Source organism: Streptomyces aurantiogriseus, from assembly GCF_014649375.1.
Lineage (GTDB): Bacteria > Actinomycetota > Actinomycetes > Streptomycetales > Streptomycetaceae > Streptomyces > Streptomyces aurantiogriseus.
On record NZ_BMSX01000022.1, the window covers coordinates 1 to 16,623 of the forward strand.

17 protein-coding genes are annotated in these 16,623 nt (G+C 72.5%); 13 read left to right on the forward strand and 4 right to left on the reverse strand.

Features of this window, described 5'->3' with window-relative positions:
- From IE263_RS36135 to IE263_RS36150, 4 genes are all read left to right on the forward strand, one after another.
- Positions 1-299 (forward strand): alpha-glucosidase C-terminal domain-containing protein (locus IE263_RS36135; RefSeq protein ID WP_189942291.1); only part of this gene is annotated, 299 nt, incomplete at its 5' end.
- A 28-nt stretch (positions 300-327) separates the two neighbouring features.
- A complete protein-coding gene (locus IE263_RS36140; RefSeq protein WP_189942292.1) occupies positions 328-1,689 on the forward strand; it encodes a maltokinase N-terminal cap-like domain-containing protein in 1,362 nt (453 codons plus the stop codon).
- 3 nt (positions 1,690-1,692) lie between these two features.
- Positions 1,693-3,897 (forward strand): 1,4-alpha-glucan branching enzyme, encoded by a 2,205-nt coding sequence (gene glgB, locus IE263_RS36145; protein ID WP_189942293.1) that lies wholly within the window; start codon positions 1,693-1,695, stop codon positions 3,895-3,897.
- A 57-nt stretch (positions 3,898-3,954) separates the two neighbouring features.
- Positions 3,955-5,043, forward strand: a complete 1,089-nt coding sequence (locus IE263_RS36150) for a glutamate--cysteine ligase 2 (protein ID WP_189942294.1) — start codon at positions 3,955-3,957, stop codon at positions 5,041-5,043.
- 19 nt (positions 5,044-5,062) lie between these two features.
- Here the strand turns inward: IE263_RS36150 and IE263_RS36155 are convergent, their stop codons facing one another.
- Positions 5,063-5,296 (reverse strand): DUF6480 family protein, encoded by a 234-nt coding sequence (locus IE263_RS36155; protein ID WP_189942295.1) that lies wholly within the window; start codon positions 5,294-5,296, stop codon positions 5,063-5,065.
- Positions 5,297-5,447: 151 nt separating this feature from the next.
- Between IE263_RS36155 and IE263_RS36160 the strand changes: the two genes are divergently transcribed.
- Together IE263_RS36160 and IE263_RS36165 are read left to right on the forward strand one after the other, a co-directional pair.
- Entirely contained in the window at positions 5,448-7,349 is a 1,902-nt protein-coding gene (locus IE263_RS36160; protein ID WP_189942296.1) for an AMP-dependent synthetase/ligase, read from the forward strand.
- A 354-nt stretch (positions 7,350-7,703) separates the two neighbouring features.
- The gene (locus IE263_RS36165) at positions 7,704-8,138 is read left to right on the forward strand and encodes an ATP-binding protein (protein ID WP_189942297.1); all 435 of its coding nucleotides are present in this window, start codon (positions 7,704-7,706) and stop codon (positions 8,136-8,138) included.
- A gap of 21 nt (positions 8,139-8,159) precedes the next feature.
- Here the strand turns inward: IE263_RS36165 and IE263_RS36170 are convergent, their stop codons facing one another.
- The gene (locus tag IE263_RS36170; protein WP_229911354.1) at positions 8,160-8,618 is read right to left on the reverse strand and encodes an ATP-binding protein; all 459 of its coding nucleotides are present in this window, start codon (positions 8,616-8,618) and stop codon (positions 8,160-8,162) included.
- 16 nt (positions 8,619-8,634) lie between these two features.
- A complete protein-coding gene (locus IE263_RS36175) occupies positions 8,635-9,006 on the reverse strand; it encodes a PRC-barrel domain containing protein (RefSeq protein WP_189942298.1) in 372 nt (123 codons plus the stop codon).
- A gap of 290 nt (positions 9,007-9,296) precedes the next feature.
- On the opposite strand from IE263_RS36175, the gene IE263_RS36180 reads away from it, so the two are divergent.
- The 6 genes from IE263_RS36180 to IE263_RS36205 all read left to right on the forward strand — a co-directional run bounded on the left by IE263_RS36180 (position 9,297) and on the right by IE263_RS36205 (position 14,502).
- The gene (locus IE263_RS36180) at positions 9,297-9,689 is read left to right on the forward strand and encodes an STAS domain-containing protein (RefSeq protein WP_189942299.1); all 393 of its coding nucleotides are present in this window, start codon (positions 9,297-9,299) and stop codon (positions 9,687-9,689) included.
- Between the two features lie 311 nt (positions 9,690-10,000).
- Positions 10,001-10,900 (forward strand): STAS domain-containing protein, encoded by a 900-nt coding sequence (locus IE263_RS36185; protein ID WP_189942300.1) that lies wholly within the window; start codon positions 10,001-10,003, stop codon positions 10,898-10,900.
- The gene (locus tag IE263_RS36190; protein ID WP_189942301.1) at positions 10,897-11,313 is read left to right on the forward strand and encodes an STAS domain-containing protein; all 417 of its coding nucleotides are present in this window, start codon (positions 10,897-10,899) and stop codon (positions 11,311-11,313) included. The genes IE263_RS36185 and IE263_RS36190 overlap by 4 nt, the downstream gene beginning before the upstream one ends.
- Positions 11,310-11,753 carry an anti-sigma regulatory factor gene (locus IE263_RS36195; RefSeq protein ID WP_189942302.1) on the forward strand — a complete coding sequence of 148 codons (444 nt, stop codon included), beginning with the start codon at positions 11,310-11,312 and terminating at the stop codon, positions 11,751-11,753. The genes IE263_RS36190 and IE263_RS36195 overlap by 4 nt, the downstream gene beginning before the upstream one ends.
- Positions 11,753-12,796, forward strand: coding sequence for an ATP-binding SpoIIE family protein phosphatase (locus IE263_RS36200; RefSeq protein ID WP_189942303.1), 1,044 nt, complete (start codon positions 11,753-11,755; stop codon positions 12,794-12,796). The genes IE263_RS36195 and IE263_RS36200 overlap by 1 nt, the downstream gene beginning before the upstream one ends.
- Positions 12,793-14,502: a PP2C family protein-serine/threonine phosphatase gene (locus IE263_RS36205; protein WP_189942304.1), complete on the forward strand. Its 1,710-nt coding sequence runs from the start codon at positions 12,793-12,795 to the stop codon at positions 14,500-14,502. The genes IE263_RS36200 and IE263_RS36205 overlap by 4 nt, the downstream gene beginning before the upstream one ends.
- 12 nt (positions 14,503-14,514) lie before the next feature.
- Here IE263_RS36205 and IE263_RS36210 read toward each other — a convergent pair whose 3' ends face one another.
- Positions 14,515-14,988 carry a MarR family winged helix-turn-helix transcriptional regulator gene (locus IE263_RS36210; protein WP_229911355.1) on the reverse strand — a complete coding sequence of 158 codons (474 nt, stop codon included), beginning with the start codon at positions 14,986-14,988 and terminating at the stop codon, positions 14,515-14,517.
- Positions 14,989-15,230: 242 nt separating this feature from the next.
- Here IE263_RS36210 and IE263_RS36215 point away from each other — a divergent pair, with 242 nt between their 5' ends.
- Positions 15,231-16,598 (forward strand): NAD(P)/FAD-dependent oxidoreductase, encoded by a 1,368-nt coding sequence (locus tag IE263_RS36215; protein WP_189942305.1) that lies wholly within the window; start codon positions 15,231-15,233, stop codon positions 16,596-16,598.
- The last annotated feature ends 25 nt before the right edge of the window (positions 16,599-16,623 follow it).

Here is a 16,623-nt window from a genome sequence, read left to right on the forward strand (position 1 = left end):
TCGGCTCCTACACCGAGCTGTCCTCGTCCAACCCGGCCGTGCTCGCCTTCCTGCGCGAGGCCCCCTCGTCAGAGGAAGGAGGGGACGACCTGGTCCTGTGCGTCCACAACTTCTCGCGCTTCGCCCAGCCCACCGAGCTGGACCTGCGCCGCTTCAAGGGCCGCCACCCGGTGGAGTTGTTCGGCGGGGTCCGCTTCCCCGCGATCGGCGAACTGCCGTACCTGCTCACCCTCGCAGGGCACGGCTTCTACTGGTTCCGGCTCGTCCGAGCCGCATCCCGCGTCGGCCGGCGCCTGTGAGCGTGCGCCGAGGAAAGGACGCGTCACCATGCCGAAGACCGCATCTCTGAGCCCCGGCAGTGCCGTCGGCGTCCGCTCCGGCGGGACGCTCAGGGCGCTGCTGCGCGAGTGGCTGCCGCGGCAGCGCTGGTTCGCGGGAAAGGACCGGCCCCTCAACGACCTGCGGCTGCTGTCGATGACGGAGCTGTATCCGGGCTGTCTGCATCTGCTGGCGCACACCGGCCAGTCGGGCGTGCCCTCCCCGGGCGGCACTCCCCCGCCCGGCGACTGCTACCAGTTGCTCCTCGGACTCCAGGAGCATCTGTCGCCGCGTCTGGGCCGGGCCCTGATCGGCAGGGTGGAGGAGGGGCCGCTGGCCGGTCTGGCGGTCCACGACGCGTTGCAGGACCCCCGGTCGGCTCACCTGCTGCTGGAGCGCATGCGGCACCCTGGCCCGCTCGGCCCGCTGTGCTTCGAGTCCGACCCGTCCGCGCATGTGCCGGCCGGGCTGGCGCCACGTCTGCTGGAGGCCGAGCAGTCGAACACGTCCCTGGTGTATGGCGACGCCTTCATCCTGAAGGTGTTCCGGCGCATCCAGCCCGGGGTGAACCCCGACCTGGAGGTGCCGGTCGCGCTGGCCGGGCAGGGGTGTGGACGAGTGCCCGCCCCGGTGGCCTGGTTCCGGACGACGCATCCCCAGGAGGCGACGCTGGGCGTGCTGCAGCCGTTCCTGCCCGACGCCTCGGACGGCTGGACACTGGCGTTGGCAGCCCTCGCCCACGGTGACGACTTCACGACGGAGGCCCATGCGCTGGGCGGTGCCACCGCGGAGGTGCACCTCGCGCTGGCCGCGGCCTTCCCGGTCGGCCCGCGCGGCGACAACGTACGCACGGCGAAGGCGATGACCGAGCGGCTGGAGGCCGCCGCACACCACGTGGCGGCACTGCGCCCGCATGTCTCGGGCCTCACCACGGCCTTCGCCGCGCTCACCACCTGCGATCCGGGCCCGCCGGCCCAGCGCATCCACGGCGACCTGCACCTCGGGCAGGTGCTGCGGGCCGGACGCGAGTGGTTCGTCATCGACTTCGAGGGCGAGCCGTCCCGTCCGCTGGCCGAGCGGCGCAGCACGCACTCCCCGGTCCGGGACATCGCCGGCATGCTGCGTTCCTTCGACTACGCCGCCCGACAGCGCCGGCCCTGGCGGCCGGAGTGGGCGCGCCGTTGCCGGGAGGCGTTCTGCGCCGGCTACGCGGCCCGGGCCGGCTGGGACCCCCGCAAGAAGCACGCCCTGCTGCGTGCCTACGAAACCGACCGGGCGGTGTACGAGGTGCTGTACGAGGCCCGGCACCGCCCCAACTGGCTACCCGTACCCATGGCGGCGATCGAGCGACTCGCCGTCCGAGGAGGCTGACCCATGGCGCCGCGCGACCTTTCTCTGCCCGAGTCGGCCGGCCCTCGCCCGCCCGGGGCACCCGCGCTCGACCCCTCCGACCGGGGCCGTCTGCTGGCGGGCGCCCACCACGACCCGCACGCCCTGCTGGGGGCGCACCCGGTACCGGGCGGGATCGTGTTCCGGGCGCTGCGCCCGTTCGCCCGCTCGGTGGCCGTCGTGGTGGACGGCGAGCGCACCCCGCTCGCGTCGGAGGGCGACGGCCTCTTCTCGGCCGTGCTGCCGCTCGGCGCGATCCCGGTGTACACGCTGCTGGTGGCGTACGACGGTGATGAGCAGGAGGTGCACGACCCGTACCGTTTCCTGCCCGCCCTGGGCGATCTCGATCTGCATCTCATCCGGGAGGGCCGGCACGAGCAGTTGTGGAAGGCGCTCGGTGCGGAGCCGATGACCCACCAGGGCGTGACCGGCACCCGGTTCACCGTGTGGGCGCCGAACGCCCAAGGGGTGCGTCTCGCCACGGACTTCACCTACTGGGACGGGACCGCCTTCCCGATGCGCTCCCTCGGCGCGTGCGGGGTGTGGGAGCTGTTCCTGCCCGGGATCGGCGAGGGCACCCGGTACAAGTTCGAGATCACCTCTCGCTACGGCCACCGCTTCCTCAAGGCCGACCCCATGGCGCGGCGCACGGAGGCCCCGCCGAACACGGCGTCGATCGTGCACGCCTCGCACCACGAGTGGGGCGACGCAGAGTGGATGGCGCACCGGGGTGACGTGCCCGTCCATGCGGCGCCGTTCTCGGTGTACGAGGTCCATCTCCCCTCCTGGCGACCGGGACTGACGTATCGGCAGCTTGCCGAGGAGCTGCCGTCGTACGTGAAGGAGCTGGGCTTCACGCATGTCGAGTTCATGCCGGTCGCCGAGCACCCCTTCGGGGGTTCGTGGGGTTACCAGGTCACCGGGTTCTACGCGCCGACCGCCCGGCTCGGCACGCCGGACGACTTCAAGTACTTGGTGGACGCCCTGCACCGGGCCGGGATCGGCGTGATCATGGACTGGGTGCCGGCGCACTTCCCCAAGGACGACTGGGCGCTGGCGCGGTTCGACGGGGATCCGCTGTACGAGCCCGGGAACTCCCAGCGGGCCGAGCACCCGGACTGGGGGACGTTCGAGTTCGACTTCGGGCGTACCGAGGTGCGCAACTTCCTGGTCGCCAACGCCACGTACTGGTGCGAGGAGTTCCACATCGACGGCCTGCGGGTGGACGCGGTCGCCTCGATGCTGTACCTCGACTACTCGCGGGACTCGGGGCAGTGGACGCCGAACGTGTACGGCGGCCGGGAGGACCTGGACGCGATGGCGTTCCTCCAGGAGATGAACGCGACGGTCTACCGGAGAAACCCGGGTGTGGTGACGATCGCGGAGGAGTCGACGGCCTGGGGCGGGGTGACCCGGCCGACCGACAGCGGCGGTCTGGGCTTCGGGCTGAAGTGGAACATGGGCTGGATGCACGACTCGCTGGAGTACATCGGCAAGGAGCCGGTGCATCGCAAGTACCACCACCACGAGATGACCTTCTCGATGATCTACGCCTACAGCGAGAACTACGTCCTGCCCATCTCCCACGACGAAGTCGTCCACGGGAAGCAGGCGTTGGTGTCGAAGATGCCGGGCGACTGGTGGCAGCGGCGCGCCAACCATCGTGCCTATCTCGGGTTCATGTGGGCGCATCCCGGCAAGCAACTGCTGTTCATGGGCCAGGAGTTCGCCCAGGGCGCGGAGTGGTCCGAGGAACACGGACCGGAGTGGTGGCTCCTCGACCCCGGGTACGTCGCCGCGGGCGACCACCGGGGCGTGCAGGACCTGGTCCGCGACCTCAACACCCTCTACCGGGCGACGCCGGCCCTGTGGCAGCGGGACACCGACCCCGGCGGCTTCCGGTGGGTGCTGTGCGACGCGGCCGACGACAACGTCTTCGCCTTCCTGAGGTACGACGCCGACGGCACACCTCTCCTGGCGGTGAGCAACTTCTCCCCCGTCGTCCGCCACGACTACCGCCTCGGCGTCCCCGACGAGGTCCCCGTCTGGTACCAGGCCCTCAACACCGACGCCGCCCGCTACGGCGGCAGTGACGTCACCCATCTCGACGGGATCAAGCCGGAGAACGGGGGGATCACTCTCACGCTGCCGCCGCTCGCCACGGTGTGGCTGACGCCGTCGTCCGTGTGAAGGGGGCCCGACGGGGCAGTCGGGTGCGTACCACCTGCCAGAGAAAGGCTGCATGCCGTGCGCACCGTCGGAGTGGAGGAGGAACTCCTCCTGGTCGACCCGGAGACCGGAGAACCGCAGGCCCTGTCCGCAGCGGTTCTCGCCCGCGCCACGCGGGAGCTGGCCGAACAGGACGTCTTCGAGAAGGAACTGCACAACCAGATGCTCGAGTTCGCCACCCACCCGCAGTCGGGCATGGACGAGCTCGCCGAGGAGATCGTCCGCATACGCGGGGAGGCGGCCCGGCACGCCGGGGAGATCGGCTGCACGGTGGCGGCGCTGGCCACCTCTCCGCTGCCGGTGCGTCCCTCCATCGGCATGAACCGGCGCTACCAGTGGATGGCGGAGCAATACGGCATCGCCACCCGCGAGCAGCTGGTGTGCGGCTGCCATGTGCATGTGTCCGTCGAGTCCGACGAGGAGGGGGTCGCGGTCGTCGACCGGGTGCGGCCGTGGCTGTCGGTGCTGTCGGCGCTGAGTGCCAACTCGCCGTTCTGGCAGGGAAAGGAGACGGGGTACAACAGCTATCGCAGCCGGGTGTGGCAGCGCTGGCCGTCGGCCGGTCCGACCGAGCTGTTCGGGTCGGCGGAACGCTACCACCAGCGGGTGGCGGCCATGGTGGCCACGGGCACGATCCTCGACGAGGCCATGGTCTACTTCGACGCCCGGCTGTCCGCGCGTTATCCGACCGTGGAGGTCCGGGTCGCGGACGTCTGTCTGCGCGCGGAGACCGCCGTGCTCGTCGCCACGCTGGTGCGCGGGCTCGTCGAGACCGCCGCGCGGGAGTGGAAGGCGGGCGAGGATCCGGTGGACCACAGTGTGAGCCTGCTCAGGCTGGCCGACTGGCGGGCCGCCCGCTCCGGTCTGACCGGGGACCTGCTGCACCCGGCGACCATGCGGCGCACGCCCGCCGAGACGGTGGTGCGGGCGCTGCTGGACCACGTCGAGGAGGCGCTGGCCGACAGCGGGGACCTGGAGCGGGCCCGCGCGGCCTGCGCCGAGCTCCTGCGCCACGGCAACGGGGCGCGGGTCCAGCGTGAGGTGTGGGAGCGTACGGGCAGCCTGCGCTCGGTCGTGACCACCTGCGTCCGGCAAACCCAGAGCTGAGCCCCCGTCGGTCCCCCCGCTAGAGCAGGAGGACCAGGGCGTACGCCAGGAAGAAGGCCGCGACGAGCACGGCGAGGACGAGGATCAGGGTGAGCGGGCCCTTGGCCCAGCCCTTGGGGGGATTGTGCGTCTCCCGGGGTCCGGCCTCGGGCATGCTGCTCTCCGCGGGCGGGGTCTCGCCCGGGGGAACACCGCCGCCCGGTTCCAGGCCGGTGCTGCGTTCCGGTTCGGGATCGGGGCTGATGTGGGTCATGCCCTCCGAGTCCCCCGGACCGGCCGAGATCATCAACGCGGAATACTTATCCGTTCGCGGCCACAGCCGGTCTCACCTGGGCTACATTCGACCACCGTCGATAACAGTCCTCATCGGCGGAGTCACACCCCGTACATGTCAGGAGCAGCGCATGCGCAACGTCGCCCTCGCTCCCCCAGCCGCCTCGCCCCTGACCGGAGGGCTCGCCGACAGCCTCTTCGAGGCAGCCGCCCGCACCCCCGCTCTCCCGGTGCTCGCCCGCCGTTCCGCGGGCTCGGACGGGTGGGAGGAGGTGACGGCCGTCGAGTTGCGCGACGAGGTGGTCGATCTGGCCAAGGGGCTGATCGCGTCGGGGATCTCGCCGGGGCACCGCGTGGCGATCATGGCGCGGACCCGTTACGAGTGGTCGGTGCTCAGCTACGCGCTCTGGGCGGTGGGCGCCGAGGTGGTGCCCGTCTATCCGACGTCCTCACGCGAGCAGGTCGAGTGGATCCTGCGGGACTCGGGCTGTGTGGGGGTCGTCGTCGAGGACGAGCAGAGCGTCATGACGGTGGGCTCGGTGTGCGCGGGCCTGACCTCGCTGCGCCACGTCTGGCAGTTGGACGCCGGCGCGCTCGAGGACCTCGCCCGGCTCGGTGAGCCGATCCCGGTGACGACGGTGGACTCGCTGCGCCGCATCGTGATGCCGGACTCCACCGCGGTGATCGCCTACACCTCCGGCACCTCGGGCCGTCCCCTGGGCTGTGCGCTGAGCCACCGCAGTCTGGCCGCTCCCTGCGACACCCTGCTGGCCGGCTGGAGGCACACGGCGGCGCCCCCGGGGCAGCAGCCGTCCGTCCTCGCCTTCCTGCCGTTCTCCCATGTGTACGGTCTGATGATCCAGGGTCTGTGCATCCGCGGCGGCATCCTCATGGGCCATGAACCCGACCTGAGCGCGGCCGCGCTCGCGGAGGCCCTGCGGACCTTCCGGCCGACGTATCTGTACGCGGTGCCGTCGGTCTTCGAGAAGATCTACAAGAACTTCCTGCGCACGGCCCAGCAGGCGGGCCGGGGCGCGGTGTTCGAGCGGGCGGCGGAGACGGCCCGGGACTTCGCGGCGGCCGTCGAACGGCAGCGGCTCGGCCGGGGCTCGGGTCCCGGCTTCGACCTGCGGCTCCAGCACGCCCTGTTCGAGCGCACGGTCTACCGCAGACTGCGCGCCGCCCTGGGCGGCCGGGTGCACCGCGCCACCTCCGGCGGCTCACCACTCCACCGCGACCTGTCCCTCTTCTACGAGGGCATCGGCATCTACGTCCACGACGGCTACGGCCTGACCGAGACCAGCGGCGGGATCACCATGCAGCCGCTGGGCCGGGAGAAGTCGGGCACCGTCGGTCAGGCGCTGCCGGGCACGGAGATCCGGGTGGCGGACGACGGGGAGATCCTGGTGCGCGGCCCGTCGGTGTTCCAGGGCTACGTCAACGACGACGCCGCCACCCGGGCCGCGCTGCGGGGCGGCTGGCTGGCCACCGGGGACCTCGGATCCCTGGACTCCGACGGCTATCTCACGATCACCGGCCGCAAGAAGGACGTCATCATCACCAGCAGCGGTAAAAGCGTGGCGCCGACGGCGCTGGAGCAGCGGCTGCGGCTGCATCCGCTGGTCCACCAGGCGGTGGTCGTGGGCGACAACCGGCCCTGTGTGGGCGCGCTGATCACCCTGGACCCGGACTTCCTGGCGCACTGGCGCGGAGGGCTGTCCATCCAGGGCGACACGCCGAGCCGGGAGGCGCGCGAGGAGAACGCGCTGCGGGACGAGATCGGGCGGGCGGTGGCGGCGGCCAACAGCTCCGTGTCCCGCTCGGAGTCCATCCGCTGCTTCCGGATCCTGCCGGAGCAGTTCGACCAGTCCAACGGGTTGCTGACCCCGTCGATGAAGCTGCGGCGCGACTCGATCGTCCAGCACTACGCGGCGGAGATCGACGCCATGTACCAGGCGCGGGCGCGTCTGCCCCGGCAGAGCATCCACGAGGAGGTCCTGAGCTGGGACGACGCGGACGACGTGTTCCGGTGAGCACAGCCGCGGGGCGCCGTCAGCCGACGGGTCCCGTGGCCGGCCCCGTCCGTGACGCCGGCCTCCCGCCGGAGGGTGGCGCCGTCGGGCAACGTGGACACGACCTGGGCTGGTTGGTCCCCTTCGGGGCCCAGGAGGGCCACGTGTGCTTCTCCTGCGGCCAGGTCCCGGCCGACAGCTGGTGCGGGCCGGACACGCTGCGTGTCCGGAGGATCGCCCGGCGTATCACGTCCCCGTCGGCATACGCCGGACGCGTAGGCTGCGCGGCCTCGGGAACCCTGAAGAGTGGCGACGCGAGAGTAGCCGCACGAGAAAGGACGACGGCCCCGGCCTCAAGGGGGCCGCACTGACGACATGGCAACCGAGCCCCGTGGTAACGACTCACTGGCCTCCTGGGCGATCCCGAGCCGCACCGCCCGTTTCGCGGGCGAACCGCAGGACGTGACGGGTGCGCGCCTGGCCGCGGAGGAGTTCCTTCGCGACCTCTCACGGGCGTCCCCGCCCTCGGCACCGGAGTACTGGCACGACATCGTGCTGATCGTCACGGAACTGGCCTCCAACGCGGTCCAGTACGCGCCGGGTCCTTTCGCGCTGCACCTGCGCCCCACCTTCGACGGGGTGCACGTGACGCTGCACGACACCAATCCCACCCCGCCGGCTCCCCGGCCGTTCCGCCCCAACAGCGGGGGCGGCGGCATCGGCTGGCATCTGGTCCACACGTTGTGCAGCCAGGTCAGCGTCGTGCCGGACGAGGACGGGAAGGACGTGCACGTCTTCCTGCCCTGGTGAGCGGTCGCCGGCGAGCGGTCGTCAGTGCGGGAGGTGGGTGCCCCGCGCGGGGGCGGTGGTCCGGATCGGTACGAACACGCTGATCGTCTTGCCGCCCGACGGCCGTCTGTCGACGGTGATGTCCCGGGCCAGCCGGATGATCAGCGGCCAGCCGTAGCCGCTGCCGTGGTGGACCCCGGGAGGGGCGCCGGATCCGTACGCCGCGGAGGGGACGACGTCGCTGTGGTCGCGCACGGTCAGGCGGATCCCGTCGTGCAGCGGCACGGCCTCGAACCCGGCAAGGCCGCCGCCGTGCCGGATGGCGTTGGTGACCATCTCCGAGACGACCAGCAGGAGGTCGGTGACGTCCTCCTCGCGCGCCGGCCCTGCGGAAGGGTTCCAGCGGGCGTCCACCATCGCGCGTGCGTGGGCCCGTGCGGACGCGGCGGTCGTCACCGGGGCGACCGCCGGTCCCGAGGGCGCGAGTTCGTCTCCTCTCACGGCTGGGTCCGGCCGGTCAGGCCGGCGTGGTTCCGCGCGGGGTCAGCCGGTGGTAGTGGTCGCCGACGGCCGCCAGATACGCGGGGTCCATGGTCTCGCTGTCGGTCCGGAAGCGGGGTGCCTCCTTGACCTCGTCCCTGGTACAGGCCAGGGATATTCTGCGGCCCGCCTCGTCGACGGCCGTGACGACGCCGACCGGGACGACGGCGCTCCTGCCGAACAGCCAGACGCCCGTGTCGACGACCAGATGCCGCATGCCGTGGTGACCGGCCTCGCGTTCGACGTGCCCCAGGGTGCCGTCGGTCGCCACCACGCTGTACCCCGTCAGGTCCTGCCCGTCGACGTGCCCACTGTGCGGCGCGTAGGACCAGATGCTGTCGATGGTCACGCTGCTCCCTTCTCGCGTTCCACAGCACCAGATACCCTCCCGCCGCGGCCGCATTCGGGACGGGTCGGTCCGTTCCGGCCCGTTGCCCGAAGCGGCATCAGGGGGAAGGGGTTCCGCTCGTCGAGTCCTGGTGCATGGGCGTCGGGTTCGTGGGTATCCGCTGGGCGCGGTGCGAGGGGGAGCGACACCGGGGCGGGGCCGGCCGGACGCCCGCCGTCGTCCGGCCTCGCGTCGCATCGCAGTCGCCCGCCGGGGTACGCAGCCCGGACCGTCAGCTTTCGGAGGTACTCGTGTCCATCGCCCAGAACCCGCTGTCCGTCGAGGTCTCCTTGCCCCGCGAGGACGTGGCCCTGGTCACGGTCGAGGGCCATCTGGATCTCGACACCGCGACCGAGTTCCAGGCCCATCTGGCGAATCAACTCCATCACGGCCGGCAGCACTTCGTCCTGGACCTCTCGGCGGTGCCGTTCATGGACTCGTCCGGGATGAACATCATCCTGCGGGTGTACCAGGAAGCCCGGGACCTGCCCGGCAGCGTGCACGTCGTCAATCCGACGCCTGCGGTGCGCCGGATCCTGGACCTCACCGGGGTCAGCCTCACGGTGCCGGTCTCCGAGAAGGTGGACGACGCCCTGGCGCTCATCGACCGTCAGGAGGCGTCGCCGCAGGACCGGAACGTCTGACGGGGCTCAGCCGCACGCCGCGAATCCGCAGGTGTGCGGCCAACGACCACCCTATAGTTGCCATTTGACAACTGTATGCGCGAGGCAAGAGAGTGAGCGGGCCGGCCGGACCGGAGGGACGGGTTCACCGAACACGCGTTGCCCCTTCGGGTACTTGTCGCGCCGACGCCGCACGAGCGGGTTGCCGGGCCGGAGCGGGGTGTCGTACGAGATCGGCCCGTGGTTAGGGTTGTCGCCCGGCAAGGGTCACCCCGCCCTCCCGTCATCCGCGTCGGGAGCGCGGCGGCAGGACGCAGATGAGGAGTGAGGCAGTGCCGGAGCACGAAGCGGCCGCATCGTACGGAACACCGACGGACGAGGTCGGGGCCTTCCTGAGCCGCCGCCGGGAGCAGATCGCCCAACGCTGGGCCGACGAACCCCTGTTCCGTACCGTGTTCACCGTCTCCCGCGACGAGGCGGTGGAAGCGTGCCGGAGCGTGGTCGACGCCCTCGCCCAAGTCGCCGACTCCGGCCGGGTGGAGGACTCCGACAGCGCCGGATTCACCGTGGTGCGTGAGCAGCTGGCGCGGATGACGGCCGCCCGCTCCCGTTCCGGAATGAGCACCGCCCAGGTGTCCGGCGAGGTGGACGCCCTGCGGGCGCCCGTCGTGAACCTGCTCGTCGCCGATCTGCCGGACGCGCCGCCGGAGCACCTCCGGGAGTGCGCCACGACGTTGACCGTCCTCATGGGCACGCTGCGGCTGGTGGTCATGGAGACCGCGCTGACGGAGGTTCAGGCCCTCATCGACCGGCAGCAGATGCAACTCCTGGAGGTCGCCACGCCCGTCATCCGGCTCTGGGACGGCGTCGTCGCCGTTCCGCTCATCGGCACGCTCGACAGCGCCCGCAGCCAGGTGGTGATGGAGACGCTGCTGCAGGCGGTCGTCGACCAGCAGGCCCGGTACGCGATCCTGGACATCACCGGTGTGCCGACGGTCGACTCGCTGGTCGCGCAGCATCTGATGAAGACGGTCGCCGCCGTGCGGCTGATGGGTGCGGAGTGTGTGGTCTCGGGCATCCGGCCCGCGATCGCCCAGACCATCGTTCATCTCGGCCTGGACCTGGGCACCGTGGTCACCCGGGCCGGCCTCGCCGACGCCCTGGCGTACGCCCTGCACGGGCTGGGTGCCGACATCGTGCACGCGACGCCCGGCGGTGCGGGTCAGCGGTGAACGACGACTTCTCCCGCACCGGCGCGGCCCCCGTGCCGGTCCTCAGGCTCGGCGACATCCTGCTGGTCACGCTGCAGGGGGATCTGCACGACGGCACGGCGGAGCAGCTCCAGCAGGACATCGTGGAAGCCATCGCCCGCAGCCGGGTGACCGGCGTGGTCATCGACATCTCGGGGGTGGAGATCGTCGACTCCTTCCTCGGGCGCGTGCTGGCCGAGATCGGCGCCAACGCCCGGCTGCTCGCCGCGCAGACCGTCGTGGCCGGCATGCGGCCGGCGGTCGCGATCACGATGGTGGAGCTGGGGCTGACCCTGCCGGGGCTGCGGACCGCGCTGAGCACCGAGGCGGCCCTGGAACTCCTTGGACGGCCGGACGCTGCGGCCCCGCGCGCCCCGCGCCAGGAGCCGCGGTGAGCGGGACGGCCGCGGGCGTCGAGGCCCGCCTGCCGATCGGCTCCGACCTGGACCTGGTGTGGGTGCGGCAGCATGTGCGCCAGGCCGCCGCCGCGCTCGGCTTCGGACTGGTCGAGCAGACGAAGCTGGTCACCGCGGCCAGCGAACTGGCCCGCAACACGCTGGTGTACGGCGGGGGCGGGGAGGTGGAGACCGTGCGCGTCTCCGACGGGCGCACCCAGGGGCTGCGGCTGACGTTCACGGACCACGGGCCGGGCATCGCCGACCTCGAGCAGGCGCTGAGCGACGGCTACACCTCGGGGGACGGACTGGGGATGGGCCTGGGCGGGGCACGGCGGCTGGTGCACGAGTTCGCCATCGACAGCACGCCCGGGGCCGGTACGACGGTCACGGTGACCTCGTGGGTGGCCCGGCCTCCCCGGCAGCGCGAGGAGTCCTGATGCCGCGCGTGTGGGACGTCCCGGTGTACGACCCGACGCGGGTGCGCGACGCGCGGGTGGCCGCGGAGGAGGCGGCGGCGCTCGTGGGCCTCGACGACTCGCGTACGGCGGCCGTCGCGCTGGTGGCGACCGAGCTGGCCACCAACCTCCTCAAGCACGCCCGCGGAGGCCAGGTCCTCGTGGACACGGTCGCGCCGCCGAGCGGGCGGGGCGGGCCGGCCGTGCAGATCGCGGCCGTCGACCACGGGCCGGGCATGGCCGACGTCGCGGCCGCGCTCGGCGACGGGTTCTCGACGACGGGCTCGCTGGGGGCCGGGCTGGGGACCTGTCGACGGGTGGCCGACGACTTCGACCTGCACAGCGTCCTGGGGCGTGGCACGGTCGCGCTGGCCCGGGTCGGCGCCGCCGCGAGGACCGCCGCCGCGGAGCCGCTGCCCGCGCGGGCCGGCGGGGTGAACATCCCGTTCGCCGGTGCCGACTGCTCCGGGGACGCCTGGACCTGGGTGTGCGCGGACGACCGGCTGACCCTGTTGCTGGCCGACGGGCTGGGCCACGGCCCGCAGGCAGCCCGGGCCTCGACCGCGGCGGTCGAGGAGCTGCACCGCTCGGCCCGCCTCGCGCCCGCCGAGATGCTGCGCCGCCTGGACGGCGCGCTGCGCGGCACGCGGGGTGCGGCGGTCGCGCTGGCCCAGCTCGATGTGCGGGCGGGGCGGCTGCGGTTCGCCGGGATCGGGAACGTGGGGGCACGGCTGTGGGAGGGCGGCTCCTGGCGTCATCTGCTCTCCCGGCCCGGCATAGTCGGCGTGCACCGCCCGGCGACGCTGCCCGCGACCGAGGTGCCCTGGGGCGCGGACCGGCTGCTGGTCCTGTACAGCGACGGTCTGCCCAGCCGCTGGGTGCCGCCCTCCGACACCCGCCTGTTGGCGGCCGACCCGGCCGTCACCGCCGCGGTGATCGTGCGCGACGCCAGCAGTTCCGCGCGCCCGGTGCGTGACGACACCGCCGTGGCTGTCCTGTCCCCGACCCCGCCGGACCGCCCATGATGCGTACCTGGCAGATCAGCGCCGTCACCGACGCGGCGCGCGCCCGGATCGAGACCGCGCGGCTGGCCGCCGCGTTCGGCGTCACGCCCCTGGAGCGGACGCGGCTGGCGGCCGCGCTCAGCGGCCGTCTGCGCCAGTGTCTGACCAAGGGCGGCACCTGGCGGCTCGCCCTCGAGACGGCCGGTGGCCGCCTGCACGTCGAGGTCGCCCCCTCCCTCACCGCCGGTGAACCGCCGTGGCGCGTCACCGTGGACTGCCCCGAGCCGGTGGCCGCCGCCGTCTCCGCCGGGGTGACCGACGATCCCGGGGTCCTCGCGGAGGCCCTGCTGGGCGCCGACGAGGACACCGCGCTCGTCCTGGACAGGCTGGCCGAGCAGGAGGAACTGGTCACCTTCCACCGGGAGGAGCTGCACCAGACCAACCAGGGCGTCCTGGCGCTGCACGCCGAGCTGGACGCGGCCGGGCGGGCCCAGCGCGAGGCGTTCGCGGCGGAGCGCGCGGCCCGGCAGGAGGCGGAGAGCGCCCGGCGCCGGCTGACGTTCCTGGCCGACGCCAGCGCGGTGCTGACGGCCTCCCTCAACCACGAGGAGATCGTGCGCCGGCTGCCTGAGCTGCTGGTGCCGGAGTACGCCCGCACGGTCGACGTCTGGCTCTTCGACGCCGAGGACGACCGGCACCCGCCCGCCCCGCACCCGGCGGCCGCCGTGGTCGCCGCCCGCACCGGTCGGCCCCAGTACGCGGCCGACCATCCCGGCGGTCTGCCCGGGGTGGACGACCAGCCGCCGTCGGCGCTGCATCCCACCCTGCCGCTGCTGTGCGTCCCGCTGCCGACGCGGCGTGCGCCGCTGGGCGTGCTGACGCTGACGCCGCCGGGCGAGCGCTGGGACCCGGACGACGCCGTCATGCTGATCGAGCTGACCCGGCGGGCCAGCATCGCGCTCGACAACGCACGGCGCTTCGAGCACAACCGGGACATCGCCGAGACGCTCCAGCGCGCCCTGCTGACCGACCTGCCGACGACGCCGGGGCTGCGGCTGGCGGCCCGCTATATGCCCGCGACGTACGGGCTGAACATCGGCGGCGACTGGTACGACGCCTTCCGCCAGCCCGACGGCAGCCTGATCACCGTCATCGGCGACGTCACCGGGCACGGGCTGCACGCGGCGGTGATGATGAGCCAGCTGCGGACCGCGCTGCGGGCGTACGCCGTGGACGGCGGCAGCCCCGGCGTGCTGCTGACCCGGCTGCACACCTTCCTGCACCACCTCCAGCCCGATCTGTACGCGACGGCCGTGATCGCCCGCTTCCAGCCCGGCGAGCCGGTGCTGACGTGGGCGGCAGCGGGCCATCCGCCGCCCGTCCTGCGCGACCCGGACGGGCGGGTGCGGACGCTGGACGCCAAGCCCGGGGCGATGCTGGGCATCCCGCTGCGGCAGGAGATCGCCGACCACACGGTCCCGCTGGTGCCCGGTTCGACGCTGGCGCTGTACACGGACGGGCTGGTCGAGCGACGCGCCCAGGGCATAGACCCGGGCATCGAGCGGCTCGCGGCGGCGCTCGGCGGGTTCCGCACCGAGGAGCTGGACACGGACCTGGACGGCTCGGCGGAGCGCATCCTGGACCCGATGCTGAGCGACTCCGAGCGCGACGACGACGTGTGTCTGCTGCTGTGTCACATCGACAGCCGCACGGCGTCGGCGCCGTGAGGGGCGGTCAGGTCAGTCGTCGGCCCTCGCGGTGTGTGCCTGCTCGAAGGCGCACAGACCGTGCTCCAGGGCGGTGCGCTGCGCCGTGGTCATGCCCTCGAACACGGCTGCCAGCCGTCGTACGCGCCGCTCGGTGACGTCGGCGAGGACGCGCCGGCCGTAGGCGGTCAGGACGAGCTGCACCTCGCGCCGGTTGCGCGGCTGCACGGTCCGCTCCAGCATTCCGGCCGCCTCCAGCCGGTCGCACAGACGGCTCGCGGTGGGCAGACCGATGCCGAGGTGCTCGGCCAGGGCGGTCAGATTGAGCTCCGGCCGGCGCCGGACCGTCCTCAGGGCGAGCAACTGCCGGGCGGGCAGCTGCGGCGTGGTCTCCTCGGCCGCCGCGAGCCAGCCGGCCACCAGGCTCTCCACCGCGTCGACGACCCTCCGGGCCATCGCCTCCCGGCTCTCCCGCCGGCCGTCGTCGGAGCCCTCCGCGCACCCCACGTCACTACCCTCCGGCCACCGCACTTGTCATGTACGTCGGCCTACCCGAAGGTACGGGGGGTACACGGGCCGTTCCACGGGTACGACGGGGATCTCGGAAGAAACGTTCGTCTGCACGCGCCCTCCGGCTGGCGGAACGGCTTCGGTCGCGGTGGGATCGATGGGATGGACCAGGTGCGAAGGCGCCCTCCGGCGGGCACGCGCATGACGTCGAGGCAGACCGCCTGGAGCCGCAGAAAGGGATGGACATCGTGACACGACCCAGGATCCTGGTGGTGGGCGCGGGTTTCGCGGGAGTGGGGTGCGTTCGACGCCTGGAACGCAAACTCTCCTCCGACGAGGCCGACGTCACCCTGGTGACGCCGTTCAGCTACCAGCTCTATCTGCCGCTGCTGCCGCAGGTCGCCTCCGGCGTGCTGACGCCCCAGTCGATCGCTCTGTCGCTGCGCCGCAGCAAGAAGTACCGCACCCGGATCATCCCGGGCGGCGCGATCGGCGTGGACCTCAGGTCGAAGGTCTGCGTGATCCGCACCATCACCGACCGGATCGTCAACGAGCCGTACGACTACATCGTGCTGGCTCCCGGCAGCATCACACGGACCTTCGACATCCCGGGGCTGACCGAGCACGCCTTCGGGATGAAGACGCTCGCGGAGGCCGCCTACATCCGCGACCACGTCATCACCCAGCTCGACCTCGCCGACGCCAGCCAGGACCCCGCCGAGCGGGCCTCCCGGCTGCAGTTCGTGGTCGTCGGCGGCGGCTACGCGGGCACCGAGACCGCCGCCTGTCTGCAACGGCTCACGCACAACGCGGTCAAGCGCTACCCCCGGCTGGACCCGAGGCTGATCAAGTGGCACCTGATCGACATCGCCCCGAAGCTGATGCCGGAGCTCGGCGACAAGCTCGGGCGCAGCGCGCAGGAGGTGCTGCGCAAGCGCGGGATCGAGATCTCGCTGGGCGTCTCCATCGCCAAGGCCGGGCCGGAGGAGGTCACCTTCACGGACGGTCGGGTGATCCCGACCCGCACGCTGATCTGGACCGCGGGCGTCGTCGCGAGCCCGCTGATGGCCACCCTCGGCGCGGAGACGGTCCGCGGGCGCCTGGCCGTCACCTCCTCGATGAACCTGCCCGGCCACGACGGGGTGTTCGCGCTCGGGGACGCCGCCGCGGTGCCCGACGAGGCCAAGGGCGAGGAGGGCGCGGTCTGCCCGCCGACCGCGCAGCACGCGATGCGGCAGGGCAAGGTCGTCGCCGACAACGTCATCGCGACGCTGCGGGGCCAGTCGATGAAGCCGTATGTGCACAAGGATCTCGGGCTGGTCGTCGACCTCGGCGGCACCGACGCCGTCTCCAAGCCGCTCGGCGTCGAGCTGCGGGGGCTGCCCGCGCAGGCCGTGGCCCGTGGCTACCACTGGTCGGCACTGCGCACCAACGTGGCGAAGGCGCGCGTGCTGACGAACTGGACGCTGAACGCGCTGGCGGGCGACGACTTCGTCCGCACCGGCTTCCAGTCGCGCCGGCCCGCCAGGCTGAAGGACTTCGAGTACACCGACAGCTATCTGACGCCGGAGCAGGTGCGGGCACAGGTGGAGGGCGCGGGTTCCTGAGGCCGGGTGAGACGGTCCGGGAGAG

What these genes read in the sequence shown, in the direction of transcription:
- IE263_RS36140 (WP_189942292.1), top strand. Translation starts at nt 328, where the DNA reads ATGCCGAAGACCGCATCTCTGAGCCCCGGCAGTGCCGTCGGCGTCCGC.
- glgB (WP_189942293.1), top strand. Translation starts at nt 1,693, where the DNA reads ATGGCGCCGCGCGACCTTTCTCTGCCCGAGTCGGCCGGCCCTCGCCCG.
- IE263_RS36200 (WP_189942303.1), top strand. Translation starts at nt 11,753, where the DNA reads ATGCCGCGCGTGTGGGACGTCCCGGTGTACGACCCGACGCGGGTGCGC.
- IE263_RS36205 (WP_189942304.1), top strand. Translation starts at nt 12,793, where the DNA reads ATGATGCGTACCTGGCAGATCAGCGCCGTCACCGACGCGGCGCGCGCC.
- IE263_RS36215 (WP_189942305.1), top strand. Translation starts at nt 15,231, where the DNA reads ATGGACATCGTGACACGACCCAGGATCCTGGTGGTGGGCGCGGGTTTC.
- IE263_RS36155 (WP_189942295.1), bottom strand. Translation starts at nt 5,296, where the DNA reads ATGACCCACATCAGCCCCGATCCCGAACCGGAACGCAGCACCGGCCTG.
- IE263_RS36165 (WP_189942297.1), top strand. Translation starts at nt 7,704, where the DNA reads ATGGCAACCGAGCCCCGTGGTAACGACTCACTGGCCTCCTGGGCGATC.
- IE263_RS36160 (WP_189942296.1), top strand. Translation starts at nt 5,448, where the DNA reads ATGCGCAACGTCGCCCTCGCTCCCCCAGCCGCCTCGCCCCTGACCGGA.